Source organism: Sorangium sp. So ce204 (genome assembly GCF_051526795.1).
GTDB classification, from domain to species: Bacteria; Myxococcota_A; Polyangia; order Polyangiales; family Polyangiaceae; genus Sorangium; species Sorangium cellulosum_B.
Window position 1 is genome coordinate 4278360 of sequence record NZ_CP150317.1, and the last position, 17646, is coordinate 4296005.

The 17646-nt window shown below is 68.5% G+C and carries 5 protein-coding genes; all 5 read left to right on the forward strand.

Annotated elements, in window-relative coordinates:
• Positions 1 to 4 precede the first annotated feature (4 nt).
• The 5 genes from WMF22_RS16030 to WMF22_RS16050 all read left to right on the forward strand — a co-directional run bounded on the left by WMF22_RS16030 (position 5) and on the right by WMF22_RS16050 (position 17432).
• Complete coding sequence (locus WMF22_RS16030; protein ID WP_437299942.1) at positions 5 to 1486, forward strand: tetratricopeptide repeat protein; 1482 nt, start codon at positions 5 to 7, stop codon at positions 1484 to 1486.
• Positions 1487 to 2014: 528 nt separating this feature from the next.
• Positions 2015 to 2254 carry a hypothetical protein gene (locus tag WMF22_RS16035; RefSeq protein ID WP_157906686.1) on the forward strand — a complete coding sequence of 80 codons (240 nt, stop codon included), beginning with the start codon at positions 2015 to 2017 and terminating at the stop codon, positions 2252 to 2254.
• 90 nt (positions 2255 to 2344) lie between these two features.
• Positions 2345 to 4390, forward strand: coding sequence for an AgmX/PglI C-terminal domain-containing protein (locus WMF22_RS16040; RefSeq protein ID WP_437299943.1), 2046 nt, complete (start codon positions 2345 to 2347; stop codon positions 4388 to 4390).
• 528 nt (positions 4391 to 4918) lie between these two features.
• Entirely contained in the window at positions 4919 to 5827 is a 909-nt protein-coding gene (locus tag WMF22_RS16045; protein WP_437299944.1) for a tetratricopeptide repeat protein, read from the forward strand.
• Between the two features lie 76 nt (positions 5828 to 5903).
• Positions 5904 to 17432, forward strand: a complete 11529-nt coding sequence (locus WMF22_RS16050) for a tetratricopeptide repeat protein (protein ID WP_438036290.1) — start codon at positions 5904 to 5906, stop codon at positions 17430 to 17432.
• The last annotated feature ends 214 nt before the right edge of the window (positions 17433 to 17646 follow it).

Below are 17646 nucleotides of genomic sequence, written 5' to 3' on the forward strand. Positions count from 1 at the left end.
AAACATGAGAAGCATCACCTCATTGGCAGCGGTTGCGGTGCTCCTTCTGGCCGCGACGGGTTGTGGCGGCGGCAGCACCGGCGGTTCGGCCCAGGGGGCGAAGGACCCGACGACGGGCAAGACGATCACGGACAGCAAGGGTCAGGCCGTGTCGGTCGCGGCGGCCAACAAGTTCAAGACCGCCATGGACACGATGGTCCAGCACGACAAGGCTGGGGACTGGTCCGAGGCGACTTGCAGCTCGACGGCCCAGCTGTTCCTGGACGCGGCGGACGAGCAAGGGGACACGACGTTCGCCGAGGCCATCTACAACGCGGGGCTCGCGTACCAGCGTTGCAAGAAGGACTCGGAGGCGAAGAAGCACTTCACGCAAGCGCTTCAGAAGAACCCGAAGTTCCACCCCGCGCGGGTCCAGGTGGCGCTCTACAATCTCGCGGAGTCGGGCGAGAGGAACCTCGACGCGGCGATCAGCGAGATGCGCCAGGCCGCCGTCGTCGATGCTCAGTACAAGAACGTCGAGGCGCTCGTGCACCTCGCGCTCCTGTACATGAAGCGCGGCAACCAGGTCGCGGACAACGATGGGCCCAACGACTTCCAGCGCGCGAAGCGGTACATCCAGAGCGCGCTGGCCGTCGATGACGCCTTCATGCCCGCGTTCAACCAGCTCGCGATCTACTACCTGGAGACGGCGAAGCAGAAGGCGGGCAGGAAGACGGGCAAGGCGGTCGCGACCAACGTCAGCAAGCAGAAGAAGGTCGACACCCAGGCGCTGGAGCTCGCGGCGCTCGTCTGCTCCCAGGCCATCCGCAAGAACCCCAACTACGCGCCGATCCACAACACCGCGGGGATGATCCAGGTCGAGCTCGCGAACCTGAACGGCGCCGTGCAGGAGTTCAACCTCGCGAGGAGGCTCGATCCGAGCTTCTACGAGGCGCAGATGAACTACGCGGCGGTGAACCTCCAGTTCCGCGGGTTCCAGCAGGCGGACGAGGCGTACCGCGCGGCCCTGAAGATGCGTCCGAACGACTACGACGCTCATCTGGGCCTCGCGCTCGCCCTGCGCGGTCAGATCGACGACGCGAACTTCGACAGCATGGTGGCCGCCGCCAGCGCTGAGCTCGAAGCCGCCAAGAAGGTCGCCCCCGAGCGCGCCGAGACCTACTACAACGAGGCGATCCTGACCCAGGAGTACAAGGCGAAGTCGGGCGGCAAGGGGGCCGAGGGCGCCCTCATGTCGGCGAAGGGGCTGTTCGGTCAATTCATCCAGAAGGCGGGCGCCAGCGCCGAGTTCGCCGACGCGGTGAAGCGGTCGAAGGAGCGGATGAGCGAGATCGACCAGATCATCGCCTTCAACAAGCAGACCGAGGCCGAGCGGAAGGCGGCCGAGGCCGACATGAAGACGAAGGAAGCCGAGCAGGAGGCAGCTGCCGGGAGCGAGGGCGAAGGGGGCGAAGCGACGACCCCGGCCCCGGCTCCTGCCCAGTAGCGGAGCCTCGTCCTGCGCGCTGTCGATGGCGGGGTGCAGGTTCGTGTGGCGCGGGCTCAGCCGCTGGGCAGGCGAGTGAGGCGTACAAAGGTACGCCGCAGCGAGCTTCACTCTGCGGATGAGCCCGTCGCGCACGAAGATGCGCCCCGCCACTGCGGACGTCTCGATCGGTCCGGGTCGCAAGGAGGGTGAGCGAGGGATACGGTAGTATTCCGGGCGAGCTCGACGGGCGGGGCGGACCGCGTGGCGGTGCGACAGACAACGGCACCTGGAGCCCCCTTCTCTCGCTGCACGAAGCTGCATCAAGGAGAAGGGGGTTCGCTCTTTTTCGTCTTCGTCGCAGCTCTCTGGGAACCTTGGGTGGAATCGGTTGTCGAGGCGTGTGTGGGTCGTGCTCTCCGTTGCCTCGATAGCATGCGAAGCTGGTTGACCGGCCGCCGCGGAAGGCGGTACAATGGCACTGTAACCGAGTCGAAACATTGTGAGGAGGCTGGAATGAGAGGGTTGACCCGATTGGGTGCGGGAGTCGTGGCTGCCGTTCTTACGAGCGTGGTCGCCTCATCGGCGTTCGCGCAGGGAGCGGCTCCTGGCGGTGGGAAGAAGGACGAGGGGTACGGGTACGAGTTCTCGGACGATCCGCTGAACGCCGGCGGGTTCGGCCCCAACGACGCCACCATCCGTGTGCGGCCCGGCCCTGTCCGGACGACGCTGATCAGGCCCCGCACCTCGTTCGTTCCGGAGATGCTCAAGTCGGTCGAGAACCTCTGATGTGACGGGCAGGTTTGGCACCTGCCCTATCGATTTACCCCCCGGTGCTGGGGGCGTGCGCCGCGCGGCGCATAGGGAAGGCTGGCGGAGATGGAAGGCAAGCAAAGGGTCGCTCTCACATTTGCGCTCTACCAGAACGAGGCGCTCGTCCGCAGGGAGACGATCACCCAGGATATCGTCAAGGTAGGCAAGGACGCGAAGAGCCATCTGCGTGTCGATGACGAGCTTGCCTCGCGCATGCACGCGGTCATCGAGGTCGCCTCCCCGCAGGACATCACGCTCATCGATCTCGGCAACGAGCCGGGCACGATGGTGAACGGGGCGCGTGTCAACAAGTGCAAGATCAGCCCAGGCGATCAGCTCCAGATCGGCGGCACGAAGATCATGCTGGAGCGCGCGGAGCCGGTGGCGGTCGCCGCGGCCGCGGGCCCTGCGAAGCCGGTTCCCGCCAACCCGTTTGCGGCGGCGCCTGGTGGGAACCCGTTCGGCGCTGCGGCGCCCGGGAATCCGTTCGCGGCCGCTCCGCCAGGGAACCCGTTCGCCGCGGCCGCCGCGGGCGGGGCGGACCCGTTCTCCTACAACAACCCGTTCGCGCAGTCGGCGCCGGCCGTCGACGAGGTGCCCCCGGACGCGCCCGAGGGCTCCTACACGTACACGCTCGTGAAGAACGGGCCGGACGTGCCGAGCGACGAGACCGAGGTCCCGGCGGCCTCCGTCGAGATCATGATTCTGTGGGATGCCGCCGTGCTCCACGTCGCGCACCTCACGCCGCCGCGCTCCTTCTACGTGGGGGAGGAGGCGGGGAAGAACTTCAAGTGCGACTACTTCATCCCCTCGGAGAAGCTCGGTACGACGCGGGCGCCCATCATCCTCGCGGATCGCTCCGGCTCGGTCTCCGTGGTGCTCCTGCCCCGCGCGACCGGCACCATCGAGATCCCGGGTAGGCCGAAGATGACGGTGCAGCAGGCGATCGATCAGGGCCTCACGCAGCCGTGCTCCGAGCTCTCTGGCGCCTATCAGATGGCGCTTCCGTCGGGCGGGAAGGCGAAGGTCGAGCTCGACGGCATCGTCTTCCAGGTCTCCGCCGTGAACGCGGGCAAGGTCGTGGCCGGCCACCTCCAGCTGGACACGCAGAGCCTGCTGTACACGGGCCTCTCGATGGCGGTTCACCTCGGGCTGCTCGCGGCGATGGCCTTCTTCATGCCGCCCCTCGGTGATACCGGCGAGGACGGGATCTCCGCTGACCAGCAGTTCCTCATCCAGCAGTACCTCGCGGCGGCCGCCGAGAAGGAAATGGAGGAGAAGGAGACCGAGCAGGTCGCCGAGAACGCGGCGGACAACAAGGAGGGTGGCACCGGTACCCGCGCCAAGGGTGAAGAGGGTTCGATGGGTAACCCGAACACCAAGGCCACCGGCAACCGCTACGGCGTCCAGGGGCCCGCCGACAACCCGGATCCGCACATCGCCCGCCAGGCTGCGCTCCGCGACGCCGCGGAGTTCGGCATGATCGGGCTGCTGAACGCCGGCGCCGGCGGCGATCCGAACGCGCCGACCGCGCCGTGGGGACGCGACGATTCGCTCGGGAACGATCCGCTGAGCGCTCGCGGCAACATGTGGGGCGATCAGATCGGCGACTCGTTCGGCGCTGGCGGCCTCGGCCTCTCCGGCATCGGCGAGGGCGGTGGCGGGCGCGGCGAGGGCATCGGCCTCGGCTCGATCGGCACCATCGGGCACGGCGCCGGCACCGGCACCGGCCAGGGCTTCGGCTCCGGCCATGGCCGCCTCGGCGGGTCGCATCGCACCAAGCCGCCGCAGGTGCGTATGGGTGCGACCAGCGTGAGCGGCCGTCTGCCCCCCGAGGTCATCCAGCGTATCGTCCGCCAGAACTTCGGTCGATTCCGGCTCTGCTACGAGAACGGGCTCAGGAACAACCCGAATCTGCAGGGCCGTGTCGCGGTGCGCTTCGTCATCGGGCGCGACGGCGCGGTCTCCAACGTGGGTAACGGCGGTTCGGATCTGCCCGATAACGGCGTGGTTTCCTGCGTCGTTCGGGCGTTCTACGGCCTGTCGTTCCCGCAGCCCGAGGGCGGTATCGTCACCGTCGTCTACCCGATCATGCTCAGCCCCGGCGGCTGAGCCCGCCTCGCCGCTCGGTTCGAGCGAACGCCCCGCACGCGAAGTGCGGGGCGTTTTCCGTTTCAGCGCTGGATGCGGCCGGCGCCAGGCGCGGCCAGGGGTCTGCGGCGAGCGCCGTGGGGTGGGCAGCTCGGCGTCCGCCGCGCGGGGGAGGGCGGGGGCTCCGCGTGGAGGCGCTGCAGCGAGGCGCATGCGCGGGGTCTGAAGCCCTGGACTTCCGCGGTTGCCTCCGCCTATTCTCGCGTCGCCGCGCGAGGTTCGACGCGCGCCACCTCGGGACGCTTGTGACGGTGCCACACGGAGCGGGGCAGCCTGTCTCCTAGATTGCTGACGGAGCGGCGCAGCCGTCTCCGGGATTGGGGACGGAGCGGCGCAGCCGTCTCCGGGATTGGGGACGGAGCGGCGCAGCCGACTCCGGGACGCTGTGAAGGAGCGGCGCAGCCGACTCCGGGACGTTGAAGAGGGGCGACGCGACGCCCAGGTCACTCAGAGGCCGGCGATGCCGGGGCCATTCGAAAGGTGAGCGAGATGAAGCTTGGGGCATTCTTGATGGTTGGCCTGGTCGCGGCGAGCGCGGCAGGCCTGGGCTGCAGCCGCCATCGCCAGGAGGCCGTCATCCTGGCGAATCAGGCCGACAAGGAGGTCGCCGTCAACCCCGACGGTGCGGCCAACAAGTACGAGCAGGCGACCAAGCTCGACCCGAACAACCACCGCATCTTCTTCAAGCTGGCGATGGCACACAAGAAGTCGGAGTCGTGGGACAAGGTCGCATCGACGCTGGCTCGCGCCACGCAGATCGCCCCGAAGTTCGCCAACTACTGGTTCGAACGGGGGTGGGCGCTCGAGCAGCAGGCGAAGAAGAAGACGATCTCGTACGAAGAGGCCAAAGAGCCGTACCAGAAGTGTATCGAGAACGACCCCAACTTCGCGGATTGCTACTCCCAGCTCGGGAACGTCTACCTCTGGACGGACGACGAGCAGAAGGCGCTCGAGAACCTCACCAAGGCGATCGAGCACAATCCGAGCGAGATCCGCTACTACGCGGCGCTCGCCGACCTGTACACCCGTCTCGGGTACACGAAGGAGGCCGAGCAGGTGCTCAAGGAGGCGAAGTCGTTCGCGAAGCCGGGGGACAAGTACCTCTTCGGCGTCCACAGCCTGCTCGCGTCGGTCTACCAGGACCGGGGGTCCACGGCGGAGATGGTGTCCGAGCTCGAGGCCGCCAAGGCGGTGGCGCCCTCGGATGGTCCCGAGTCGGTGCAGATTCTCTGGAGTCTCGGGAGCACCTACGCGACCCTGGATCCGCCGCGCAAGCAGGAGGCAATCCAGATGCTCAAGGGGTTCACCACGCGCGCCTGCAAGGGATCGAAGGCGGCGAGCTTCAAGACCGAGTGCGAGACGGCGAACACGCTCGTCGCGCGGCTCGGCGGTCAATAGCCGTGATGCCGCGCGCGGCACGGGGCACCTAAGCGTTTCAATTCGTTCGAAGGTCGGGGCCGAGGGTCGATAATCAATGGATCTTGCGCAGCGTCTCAATCATCTCGAGTCGGTTCATGACTGGCAAGGGCTCGTCGAGGAGCTCGAGAAGGGGATTGCGGCCGAAGGGGACGCGACCCGGAAGGCGGCATATCACCTGAAGCTCGGGCGGCTGCTCGAGGAGAAGTTCCTTCAGGCCGTCAAGGCGCTGAAGCACTTCCAGGACGCCTACAAGCTGAATCCAGCGCTGCTCGAGGCGCTGGAGTCGGCTCGTTCCATCTACTGGGACCTCGGCAAGACCAACATGGTCCAGAAGCTCCTGGAGCTCGAGCTGAGGAACGCCCCCGAGGGCACCGCGGCCGCCGAGCTCCGCGTGGAGCTCGGCGACGTGCTCTGCGACGCGGGCGATTTCGAGCGCGCGACGGAGATGTACGCGAAGGGCCTCGCCGCGTCCGGCGGGACGAGCGAGGAGGCGCGGGCCTGCCTCTTCGACATGCAGGTCGATCAGTCGTCCTGGTCGTCGCGCATGGCGGAGCTGGTGGACGCGGCCGACGCGGCCGCGAGCGCCGACGAGCGCAAGCGGCTGCTGCTCCGCGCGGCGCGCCTCGCGAAGCGCTTCGATCGCGGTCAGCTCGAGGACCTGCTCCGGAGGGCGTACGAGACGGCGCCTTCCGACAAGCAGGCCGCGGCGATGTTCGAGGGGCTCCTCGTCGAGGCGGAGCGGCCGCAGGCGATCGTGGAGACGCAGCGGCGCATCCTCGACGCGCGCGCCGGCGCGGCGCGCGGAGAGGCGGCGTTCAAGTTCGGCGTCCGCTGGGCCACGCGGCACCAGAACGTCGAGATCGGATCGAAGCTCCTCGAGGAATCGCTCCGGTTCGATCCCTCGAACGAGGCTGCGTTCGCCTACCTGCGCGAGCTCTGGGGGACGAAAGAGGGCAACTGGGAGCGCGTCGCGTCGCTGGCGGAGAGCGCTGCCAACCAGAACGGCAGCTCCCCGTACATGATCGCGCAAGCGGGCGGCATCGCCTGGCGCCAGCTCGGCAACCTGATCCGGGCCAGGAGCTGGTTCGAGAGGCTCTCGGCGGTCGCCCCGACGCACCCGAGCGTGAGCGCGTTCGAAGCGCAGATCGGCGAGCGCCTCGCGGCCGCGCCAGTCGCGCCGTCCGCGCCTCCGCCGGCCGCTGCCGCGCCCGCGCCCGTCGTCGTCGCGCCCGCGCCCGTCGTCGTCGCGCCGGCCGCGTCTGCGCCCGTGGCCGTCGCGCCTGCGGACGCCACGCCGCTTCCCACGAGCGCGCCTGCGCCCGTCAGCGCGCCGGCCCCGCTCAGCACGCCGGCCCCGGTGAGCGCGTCGGCCCCGGTGAGCGGCAGGGCGAGCGCGCCCGCGAGCGCTCCTGTGGGCGCCTCGTCGGTGGACGAGCGCGACGCGAGGTCCTCGGTGGCCGACATCGAGCCGCCGCCTCCCGCGCGGGCTCCTGCCGAGAGCAGGCCTGCGGATTCGGAGGTCGGTCGGCGGCCGACAGCGCCGCCGCCTCCGGCCGCGGAGGCCGCGGGCCGCGTCGAGGAGCTCAAGGCCAAGGCCCAGAAGCAGGAGCAGGCCAAGCGGTACAACGAGTACGTCAAGACGCTGATCGAGATCGCCGAGGCGGTCTCGGATCCTGCCGAGAAGATCGACAACTACGCGAAGGCGGCGGAGCTCTACTCGGGCAAGTTCTCGAACGCTGCCGAGGCGGTGAAGTGCTACGAGTCGATCCTCGCGATCGACGGCGAGCACGCGCAGGCGATCGACTTCCTCCGCCAGAGCTACGAGAAGCGGCGCGACTGGGAGAAGCTCATCGGGCTGCTCCGCCGCGAGGCCGCGGCGCTCCCGGAGGGCGGCGATCGCGCCGCGAAGTACCTCGAGATCGCGAAGCTCGCGTCGGAGCGGGTGAAGAAGGTCGACTTCTGCATCGAGCTCTGGGACGAGGTCCTCGCGAACGACCCGGAGAACCCCGAGGCGCTGAACGCGCTGGCCGGGCTCTACGAGAAGAACAAGGACTACCAGGCGTTCGCGAGGGTGCTGCAGAAGCAGGTCGACACGACCTTCGACAGCACCCAGAAGCTCGCGCTCCTCAGCAAGCTCGCGCAGCTCTACGGCGAGCGCCTCAAGGACGACGAGGCGGCCGTCAAGGCCTGGCAAGAGGTGATCGCGCTGAACCCCCAGGACCGCAAGGCCCAGGAGGCGCTCAAGAAGGCGTACCTCCAGCTGCAGCGCTGGGACGACCTCGAGGTGTTCTACGCCGAGAGCGGCAAGTGGGACGAGTTCATCCGGGTCCTCGAGTCGCAGGAGGCCAAGGAGACCGACGACGCGGCCAAGATCAGCCTGCTGGTCAAGATCGCCGAGCTCTGGATGGTCCAGAAGCAGAAGGCGGATCGCGCCGCGCGCGCCTACGAGAAGGTGCTCTCGATCGACGGCTCGCACCTCGCCGCGGCCGAGGCGCTCATCCCGATCTACACGCAGGCGAACAACCCGAAGGGGCTCGCCGGCGCCATCGAGGTGAAGCTCTCGCACGACCAGGACGACGTCTCTCGGCTCGACCTCTACCGGCAGGTCGCGGCGCTCTACGAGACGCGCCTCAAGGAGCCGCAGCGGGCGTTCGAGCGTTACCTCTCGGCCTTCCAGATCGCCCCGCAGGACGAGCAGTGCATCGATGACGTCGAGCGCGCCGCGCGCTCGACGGAGGGGTGGGACGCCCTGATCCAGGCCTACTCGTCGGCGATCTCGCGCGCGGAGGGCGAGGGGGACATCGCGCTCGGGGTCGATCTCCGGCTCCGGCTCGGGCGGGTGTTGCTCGACGAGGTGAAGCGCATCGACGAGGCGCTCTCGCAGTTCCGCGCCGTGTACGAGGCGGACGGCGAGAACCAGGCCGCGATCGGCGCGCTGGAGCGGCTCTACCGCGAGACGGGCCGGTTCGGCGAGCTGCTCGGCATCTACGAGAAGAAGCTCGGCATCGTCACCGAGCCGGAGGAGCGCAAGCAGATCCTCTACGCGATCGCGGAGCTCTACGAAGGGGAGCTGCGCGACGCGGCGCAGGCGATCGGGACGTACCGCCAGGTGCTCGACGACGAGCCGACGGACCCGCAGGCGCTCGCGGCGCTCGACAAGCTCTACCGCGAGCAGCAGGACTGGGAGTCCTACGTCGACGTGCTCCGCAAGCGGATCGACTCTCCGCTCGACGAGCAGGCGCTCATCGACCTCAAGTTCCGGCTCGGGAGCACCCTCGAGAAGCACCTGAACGATGCGGCCGGAGCGCTCGAGAACTACAAGGAAATCCTGATCCTCGATCCGGGCAACGACGCGGCGCGCCTCGCGCTCGAGGCGCTGCTCTCGAACGAGTCCCTGCGGGCCGAGGCGGCGGCCATCCTGCAGGAGATCTACGAGGGGCGCGGCGACTGGGAGAAGCTGATCCAGGCGCTCGAGATCCTCGCCGCGGCCGAGGGCGACACGGCGACCCGCGTCGCGCTGCTCCGGAAGGTGGCGCGGACGGCGGCCGAGAGCCTGAGCGACCTGGGCCGCGCGTTCGACGCGCAGTCGCGGGCGCTCAAGGACGACCCGTCGCACGCCGAGACGCGGGCGGAGCTCGAGTCGCTCGCCGCGCAGGCGGGCGCCTGGGACAGGCTCGACGTCATCTTCAGCGAGATCGCCGACTCGCTGAGCGACGCGCGGCTGAGCCGCGAATACTGGATGCGCCTCGGGAGCATCCACGAGCGGCTCGGCAAGGTCGAGGAGGCGGCGAACGGCTACCTCCGCGTGCTCTCGATCGATCCCGCCGACTCGGAGGCGCTGGAGGCGATGGACGAGCTCTACCGGCGCACCGAGCGCTGGGGCGACCTCATCGGCGTCTACCGGCGCCGCATCGAGCTCGTGCACGAGCCGACCGAGCGCGAGGGCCTCTACGCGCAGATGGCCGAGGTCTACGAGCAGCGGCTCGGGCAGCCGGAGGAGGCGATCGCCGCGTACCGCGAGGTCCTCTCCATCGACAACACGAGCCTGGTGGCGCTGACGGCGCTCGACGGGCTCTTCAGCCGCCAGGGCATGTGGGAAGAGCTGGCGGACAACCTCGAGGCGCAGCTCGGCATCGCGGTCGAGGAGGAGGCGCAGATCCGGCTGATGCTCCGGCTCGCCGCGCTGCGGGAGTCGCGGATGCGGCTCGTCGACTCGGCGATCGACATCTACCGGCAGGTGCTCGAGCGCGAGCCGACCAACGTCGAGGCGCTCGGGGCGCTCGAGCGCCTCGGGAAGGTCGCCGAGCACGAGCTCGCGATCGCGGAGATCCTCGAGCCGCTGTACCGCCAGTCGGGCGACTTCCAGAAGCTCATCGGGGTGCACGAGGTGCAGGTGCGGCGCAGCGACGACGTGACCCGTCGCGTCGAGCTGCTCCACCAGATCGCCGTGCTCTACGAGGACGCGGGCGGCGACCTCAGCTCGGCCTTCGACACCTACGCGCGGGCGCTGAGCCAGGATCCGGCCTCGGAGTCGACCCAGGAGGGGCTCGACCGGCTCGCGCGCGCGACCGGTCGCTTCGCCGACCTGGCGCGCGTGTTCGAGACGCTGGCGGCGGAGCAGACCGACGCGGAGCTCGCGAGCTCGCTCTACACGATGAGCGCGCGGATCTACGAGGGAGACCTCGGCGACATGGACAGCGCCGTCGGGCACTACCGGCGCGTGCTCGAGATCGATCCGCGCAACCTGCACGCGGCCGAGTCGCTCGAGCGGCTGTTCAGGACCTCGGAGCGCTACAACGAGCTGTCGCAGATCCTCCAGCAGAAGGCGGACATCCTCGACGACCTGAGCGAGAAGAAGCTCGCCCTCTTCCAGGCCGCGAGCCTCGAGGAGGAGGTGCTCGAGCGGCACGATCAGGCCATCGCCGTCTACGGCAAGGTGCTCGAGCTCGACGCCGAGGATCTGCGGGCGATCGACGCGCTGACGAAGCTCTACCTCAGCCTCTCACGCTGGCAGGAGCTCCTCTCGGTCTACGCAAAGAAGGCCGATCTCGTCCTCGATTCGAACGAGAAGAAGCGCATCTACTACCAGATCGGCGCGGTGTACGAGCGCGAGCTCGGCAACGTCGCGAGCGCGATCGACACGTACCAGCGCGTGCTCGAGATCGATCCGGACGATCTCCAGGCGCTCGGGCGGCTCGACGTGCTCTACCAGACGTCGCAGAACTGGCTCGAGCTGCTCAGCGTGCTCCAGCACGAGGCGGAGATCACCGCGGACCCGGCGGAGGGCATCAGCTATCAGTACCGGATCGCGGAGCTCTACGAGAAGCACCTCGACGACGTGTCCCGCGCGATCGAGCTCTACCGCGATCTCCTGCAGCAGATGCCCGATCACGAGCCGACGCTGCGGGCGCTCGAGCAGATCAAGGACGGCAGCCGCGAGCCGCTCGGCGCCGCGCTGGTGCTCGAGCCGATCTACGACGCGTCCGGCGAGTGGCAGAAGCTGATCAGCGTGCTCGAGGTCCGGGTCAAGGTGGCCGAGGACCCGTACGAGAAGGTGGATCTGCTCCACCGCGTCGCGCGCCTCTCGGAGGAGATGCTGAGCGACCACGTCACCGCGTTCGAGACGTACGCGCGGGCGGTGACGTGCGACATCGGCAACGAGGAGTCGCTCTCGAACCTGGAGCGGCTCGCGATGATGGTGAACCGCTGGCCGCAGGTCGCCGCGCTGTACGACACGGAGCTCGGCCGGCTCGGCGAGGAGCCGGGGCGCTTCGTGGAGCTCGGGCTCCGGCTCGCGCAGATCTTCGAGACGCAGCTCGACGACATCGACAGCGCCGTCGCGCGCTACCGGCGCGTGCTCGAGGTCGAGCCGGAGAACCAGACCGCGATCGCGTCGCTCGATCGCCTGTTCACCGCGACCGAGCGGTGGGGCGATCTCGTCACCATCCTGTCGCGCGAGTCGGAGATCGCGCAGTCGCCGGACGAGATCCTGGAGTTCAAGTACCGGCTCGGCGTGATCTATCAAACGCGGCTCAACGACCTGCCCGCGGCCATCGGGGCGTACCGCGAGGTGCTCACGGCGGCCCCCGAGCACTCGCCAACGCTCGAGGCCCTCGAGGGGCTCTTCGCGGCCGGGATCAAGCAGATCGAGATCGGCGCCATCCTGGAGCCGCTCTACCAGGCGGCGGCGGAGTGGGAGAAGCTCGGCGGGGTGCTCGAGGCGGAGCTCACCCACCTCACCGAGGCGCAGGAGCGGCAGGCGATGTACTACCGGCTGGGGGAGCTCCAGGAGGAGCGCCTCATCTCGCCGGACGGGGCCCTCGCCGTCTTCATGCGGGCGTTGAAGGAGTACCCGGGCGACGAGAAGACGCTCGAGGAGGTCGAGCGGCTCGCCGGCTCGGTCGACGGCGGCTGGGAGATGCTCGCCAACGCGTACGCCGACGTGCTGGGCATCCACAGCGACAAGGACGTCCAGACCGGCATCGGCAAGCGGCTCGCGCGGGTCTTCGAGACCGACCTCAGCGACGTCGCCAAGGCCGAGGAGACGTACCGGTACGTGCTCGGCATCGAGCCGCTCGAGGCCGAGGCGCTCTCGAACCTCGATCGGATCTACACGCAGCTCGAGCAGTACCCGGAGCTCGCGAGCGTGCTCGAGCAGCGGGTGCGCGCGACCGAGGATCGCCCGGAGCTCGTCGACCTGTATCTGCGGCTCGGTCAGACGTACGAGGAGCGGCTCGGTCAGCTCGACGACGCCATCCGCGCGTTCCGGCGCATCTTCGACGAGCTCGAGACGACGAACGAGCAGGCGATCAGCGCCCTCGAGCGCATCTACACGGCCAAGGGGGCCTGGACCCAGCTCAAGGTCGTGCTGGAGCGGGAGCTCGAGAACGCGATGGGCGACAGCCAGGAGGCCGACATCCGCGCCAAGATGGCGCACCTGCTCGCCGATCGGCTGAACGACGTCCAGGGCGCGGTCGAGACCTGGAAGCGCGTCCTCGACCTCCGGGGCGAGGACCCGGAGGCGCTCGGGGCGCTGTCCAACCTCTATGAGCGCGTGGGGCAGTGGTCCGAGCTCTGCGACGTCCTCGAGCGGCACTACGACATCGCGATCGACGACGAGTCGCGCGTCGCGGTGCTGCTCCGCCGCGCCAAGCTGTTCCACGAGCAGCTCGGCCGCGACGACTCGTCGCTCGACGACTACCAGCGCGTCCTCGACATCGACTACGCGAACCTCGAGGCGCTCTACGCCATCGCGGCGATCTGGCGGCTGCGCAACGAGCCTGAGCAGATCGTGGGCTCGCTCCACCAGACGGTGGATCGGGCGCGGGACGTGCTGCCGGCCGAGAACGTGATCGCGCTGTACCGCGAGCTCGGGACGACCTACCAGCACGTCCTCGGGCAGGCGTACGACGCCATCGACGCCTGGAGGAAGCTGCTCGAGGTCGACCCGAAGGACTTCGAGGCGATGGCCGCCCTGGAGAACCTGCTCCGGGCCGAGGGGCGCTGGGTCGAGGTCATCGACGTGAAGATGGGCCGGGCGGCGGCCTACGAGTCGCCGGCGGACAAGGTGCGCGAGTACCTCGAGGTGGCGCAGATCTGGGAGCACCAGGTCGAGGAGAAGGACCGGGGCACGCTCGCGTACGAGAAGGTCCTGGAGCTCGAGCCGACGCACGACCAGGCCTTCGCGGCGCTCGAGCAGCTCCACGACGCGGCCCGGCGGAGCGAGCCGCTCATCGAGCTCTACCTCGCGCGGCTCGAGTCGCGCGAGGAGGTCTCCGACAAGACCGACATCCTCCGCAAGGTGGCCCGGGTCTTCGAGGAGCAGCTCGAGGACAAGCCGCAGGCCTTCGACGCGCTGCTCACGGCGTTCGAGATGGACTTCTCCGACATGGACACGGTCCGCTACCTCGAGCGCATGGCGCAGGCGACGAACCGCTGGCCGGAGCTCGTGCAGACGGTGAACGGGTGGCTGCAGCAGCAGACGGCCCCGCTCCAGAAGATCACGCTCTGCCTGCGCCTCGCCAAGTGGTACGCGGAGGACCTCGGCCACCCCGAGTACGCCCAGCCGTACTACCAGCAGATCCTCGCGCACGACCCGAACAACGTCGCCGTGCTGCGCCAGATGGCGAACTTCTTCAAGAAGACCGGCCAGTGGCAGCAGCAGGGGCAGATGCTGACGAGCGCCCTCAACGTCGCGGTGACCGACGTCGATCGGAAGGAGGTCCTGACCGAGCTCGGCGAGGTCCTCGAGCGGCACATGGGCGAGGTCGAGCAGGGGCTCAGCTTCTACCGGCGCGCCCTCGACGTGGATCCGCTGCACCTGCCGGCCCTCGAGGCGCTGGAGCGGATCTACACGGATCGCGATCAGTCGAACGATCTCGTCGACGTCCTGCTCCGCAAGGCGCGGGCCGTGAACGAGCCCGACGTCGTCGCGGCCGTGAAGCTGCGCACCGCCGGCCTCTACGAGTCCAAGCTCGGCCTGATCGAGAAGGCCGGCGCGGTCTACCGCGAGGTGCTGGACATCGACGCCTCGAACCTCCTCGCGATGCGGGGGCTCGAGCGCGTCTACACGGCGACGCACCAGTGGCCCGATCTCGTGCGCGTCCTCGAGATGCAGCTCGACGTGGTCACCACGGAGCGCGAGCGCATCGACGTGCTGATGAAGATCGCGACCCTCCAGGAGGAGCAGTTCCTGAAGCCCGATCTGTCGGCCGCGCGCCTCGAGCAGGTGGTCGAGATCGACCCGAGCCACGAGCCCGCGCTCGAGGCCCTGGAGCGCTGCTATCGCCGGCTCCGCCAGTGGCACGATCTCATCAACACCTACGATCGCCACATCAACGCGGCGGAGGACCGGCAGAAGAAGATCGAGCTCTGGTCCCACACGGCCAAGGTCTACGCGGAGGAGATCGAGGACCTCGACCGCGCGATCGACGCGTACCTGAACATCGTCGACATCCAGGACACGCACATCCCGGCCCTGGAGGCGCTGGCGAAGCTCTACGAGAAGCAGGACAACTCGGCGAAGGCCATCGAGTACATGACGCGCGTCGCCGACCTGACGGCCGACGGCAAGCAGCGCGTCGAGATGTACTTCCGCATCGGCCGGCAGCTCGACGAGAAGCTCGGCGAGCGGGTCCAGGCCCAGGAGCGCTTCGAGATGGCGCTCGATCTCGATCCGTCGCACGTGCCGACGCTGGGGGCGCTGCGGGTGATCGCGATCGACGCGGCCGACTGGGACCGGGCGGCGCGTTACCTCGATCAGGAGCAGATGAACACCGACGCGCCCCGCGCCAAGGCGCGGCTGCTCGTCGAGCTCGGCAAGCTCCGGGACGACATGCTCGGCGAGCACGCGCTCGCGGTGCAGGCGTACGAGATGGCGCTCCAGAGCGATCCCGACAACGAGGACGCCGCGATGCCGCTCCTCGGCGAGTACGTCTCCACGGAGCGGTGGGCCCAGGCCGAGCCGCTCGCGGAGATGCTCGTCAGGAAGAGCGGCAAGCGCGACAGGTCAGAGCAGCACCGGCTGCAGCGGACCTTCGGGCGGGTCCTCGATCGACTCGGCAAGGACGACGCCTCGCTCAAGGCGTACACGGCCGCGCACAACCTCGATCTGACCGACCAGGAGACGATCCGGGGCCTGGCGGACGTCAGCTTCAAGCTCGGCGACTGGGCGAGCGCGCTGACGAACTACCAGAAGGTGCTCACCAGCCTCGACGAGGCCGAGACCGAGGAGCGCGCGACCGTCTACTACAAGCTCGGCTGCATCAAGCAGGCGCAGGGGCAGTCGAAGCAGGCGGTCAACAACTTCGAGAAGGCGCTCGGGGCCGAGCCCGCGCACCGGCCGACGCTCGAGGCGATGGTCGCCGTCTACGACGCGCTCAAGGACTGGAAGCAGGTCTGCCACTACAAGCGGCTGATCCTCGACAACATCATGGACGGCGCCGAGCGGTTCAAGATGTTGAACGACATCGGCGACATCTGGGTCGACAAGGAGAACAACATCCCGAAGGGCGTGGAGGCCCTGGAGGAGGCGCTCGACCTGGAGCCGCAGAACCACGTGCTGCTCCACAAGCTGCTCCAGCTCTACCAGCGCACGGGGCAGTGGGAGCGGATGGTGGACTGCCTCCAGCGCATCGCGGAGCTGGAGCCGCAGCCGGATCGGAAGAGCCGTTACCTCTACACGATGGCGCAGATCTACCGCGACAAGCTGGACGACCCGGCGCGCGCGGTGGAGCTGTTCAACGACACGCTGGACCTGAACCCGCACTCCCTCGAGGCCTTCGAGCGCATCAACAAGATCCTCACGGCGCAGAAGGAGTGGAAGCAGCTCGAGCGGGCGTACCGCAAGATGCTGCACCGGGTCGCCGGCAAGGGGAACACGGACCTCGAGTACAGCCTCTGGCACGCGCTCGGGCTCATCTACCGCGATCGGCTCGGCGACAGGACGGCCGCCCTCGAGACGTTCCGCATGGCCTCGCGGCTCAAGCCCGAGGACGCGACGGAGCACCTGATCCTCGCGGAGCTCTACGAGCAGTCGGAGCAGTTCGATCTGGCGACCGGCGAGTTCCAGGCGATGGTCAAGATCGATCCGATGAAGATCGACCCGTACAAGCGGCTCTACCGCCTGTACGTGGACAGCAAGCGCTACGACCAGGCCTGGTGCGTCGCGGCGGCGCTGTCGTTCCTCCGCAAGGCCGATCCCGACGAGCAGCAGTACTTCGAGGACTACCGCCCGCAGGGGCTCATCCAGGCGAAGAGCCGGCTCGACAACGAACAGTGGATCAGGAACCTGTTCCACGAGGAGGAGAACCTCTACGTCGGAAAGATCTTCGAGATGATCGCGGGGGCCGCGCTCAGGGCGAAGATCGAGACGCTCAAGCAGCGCCGTGAGCTGCCGGTCCTCGATCAGCGCTTCCTGCAGGATCCGGCGACCTCGACGGTGACGTTCGCCCGGACCTTCGGGTGGGCGGCCAACGTCCTCGGCCTGCCGGCGCCGCGGCTCTACGTGCGGAGCGACGTGCCCGGCGCGCTCGTCGCGGTGGCGAACGAGCAGCCGGCGTCCGTCGCGGGTCAGACCGTGCTGACCGGGTTCTCGCCGCAGGAGCTCACGTTCATCGTCGGCAAGCACCTCGCGATGTACCGCGGCGAGCACTACATCAAGACGCTGTTCCCGACGGTCACCGAGCTGACGGTGCTCCTCTTCGCCGGGATCAAGCTGGTCGCGCCCGACACGTCGGTCCCGCCGGACATCGAGAAGCAGATCACGGCGACCGCGCAGACGCTCCGCGGGTTCATGCAGCCGATGCAGCTCGAGGGGCTCCGCATGGTGGTCAAGAAGTTCCTTGCGGAGGGCGCGAAGGCCAACATCAAGCGGTGGGTCCAGTGCGTCGACATCACCGCGGCGCGCACCGGCCTGCTCCTCTCGGGCGATCTCGAGATCGCGAAGAAGATCATCGCCGCCGAGCCGCAGCAGCCCGGGGATCTCCCGCCCCAGGACAGGCTCAAGGAGCTGATCGTCTTCTCGACAAGCGATCAGTATTTCGCGCTGCGTCAGGCGCTCGGGATCGCCATCGGCGAGGGGTGATCCCGCGCGGCAGCAGGGCCTAAGTAGCGGAATTCACCTCATTAACCGGAGCACCCGGGGCACTCGGGGGAGCGCGCGTGCGCTCCTCGCCCCGGGGCTCCGCTTTGCCGGAGGGATGCACATCTCCATGAGTCTGCTTGACGAGTCAGCAATCCTTACGAACGATCAGGTGCTGTGACCTCGTCATCGATGATCGTCCGGCTCCCCGTGCAGT

What these genes read in the sequence shown, in the direction of transcription:
- WMF22_RS16050 (WP_438036290.1), top strand. Translation starts at nt 5,904, where the DNA reads ATGGATCTTGCGCAGCGTCTCAATCATCTCGAGTCGGTTCATGACTGG.
- WMF22_RS16030 (WP_437299942.1), top strand. Translation starts at nt 5, where the DNA reads ATGAGAAGCATCACCTCATTGGCAGCGGTTGCGGTGCTCCTTCTGGCC.
- WMF22_RS16040 (WP_437299943.1), top strand. Translation starts at nt 2,345, where the DNA reads ATGGAAGGCAAGCAAAGGGTCGCTCTCACATTTGCGCTCTACCAGAAC.
- WMF22_RS16045 (WP_437299944.1), top strand. Translation starts at nt 4,919, where the DNA reads ATGAAGCTTGGGGCATTCTTGATGGTTGGCCTGGTCGCGGCGAGCGCG.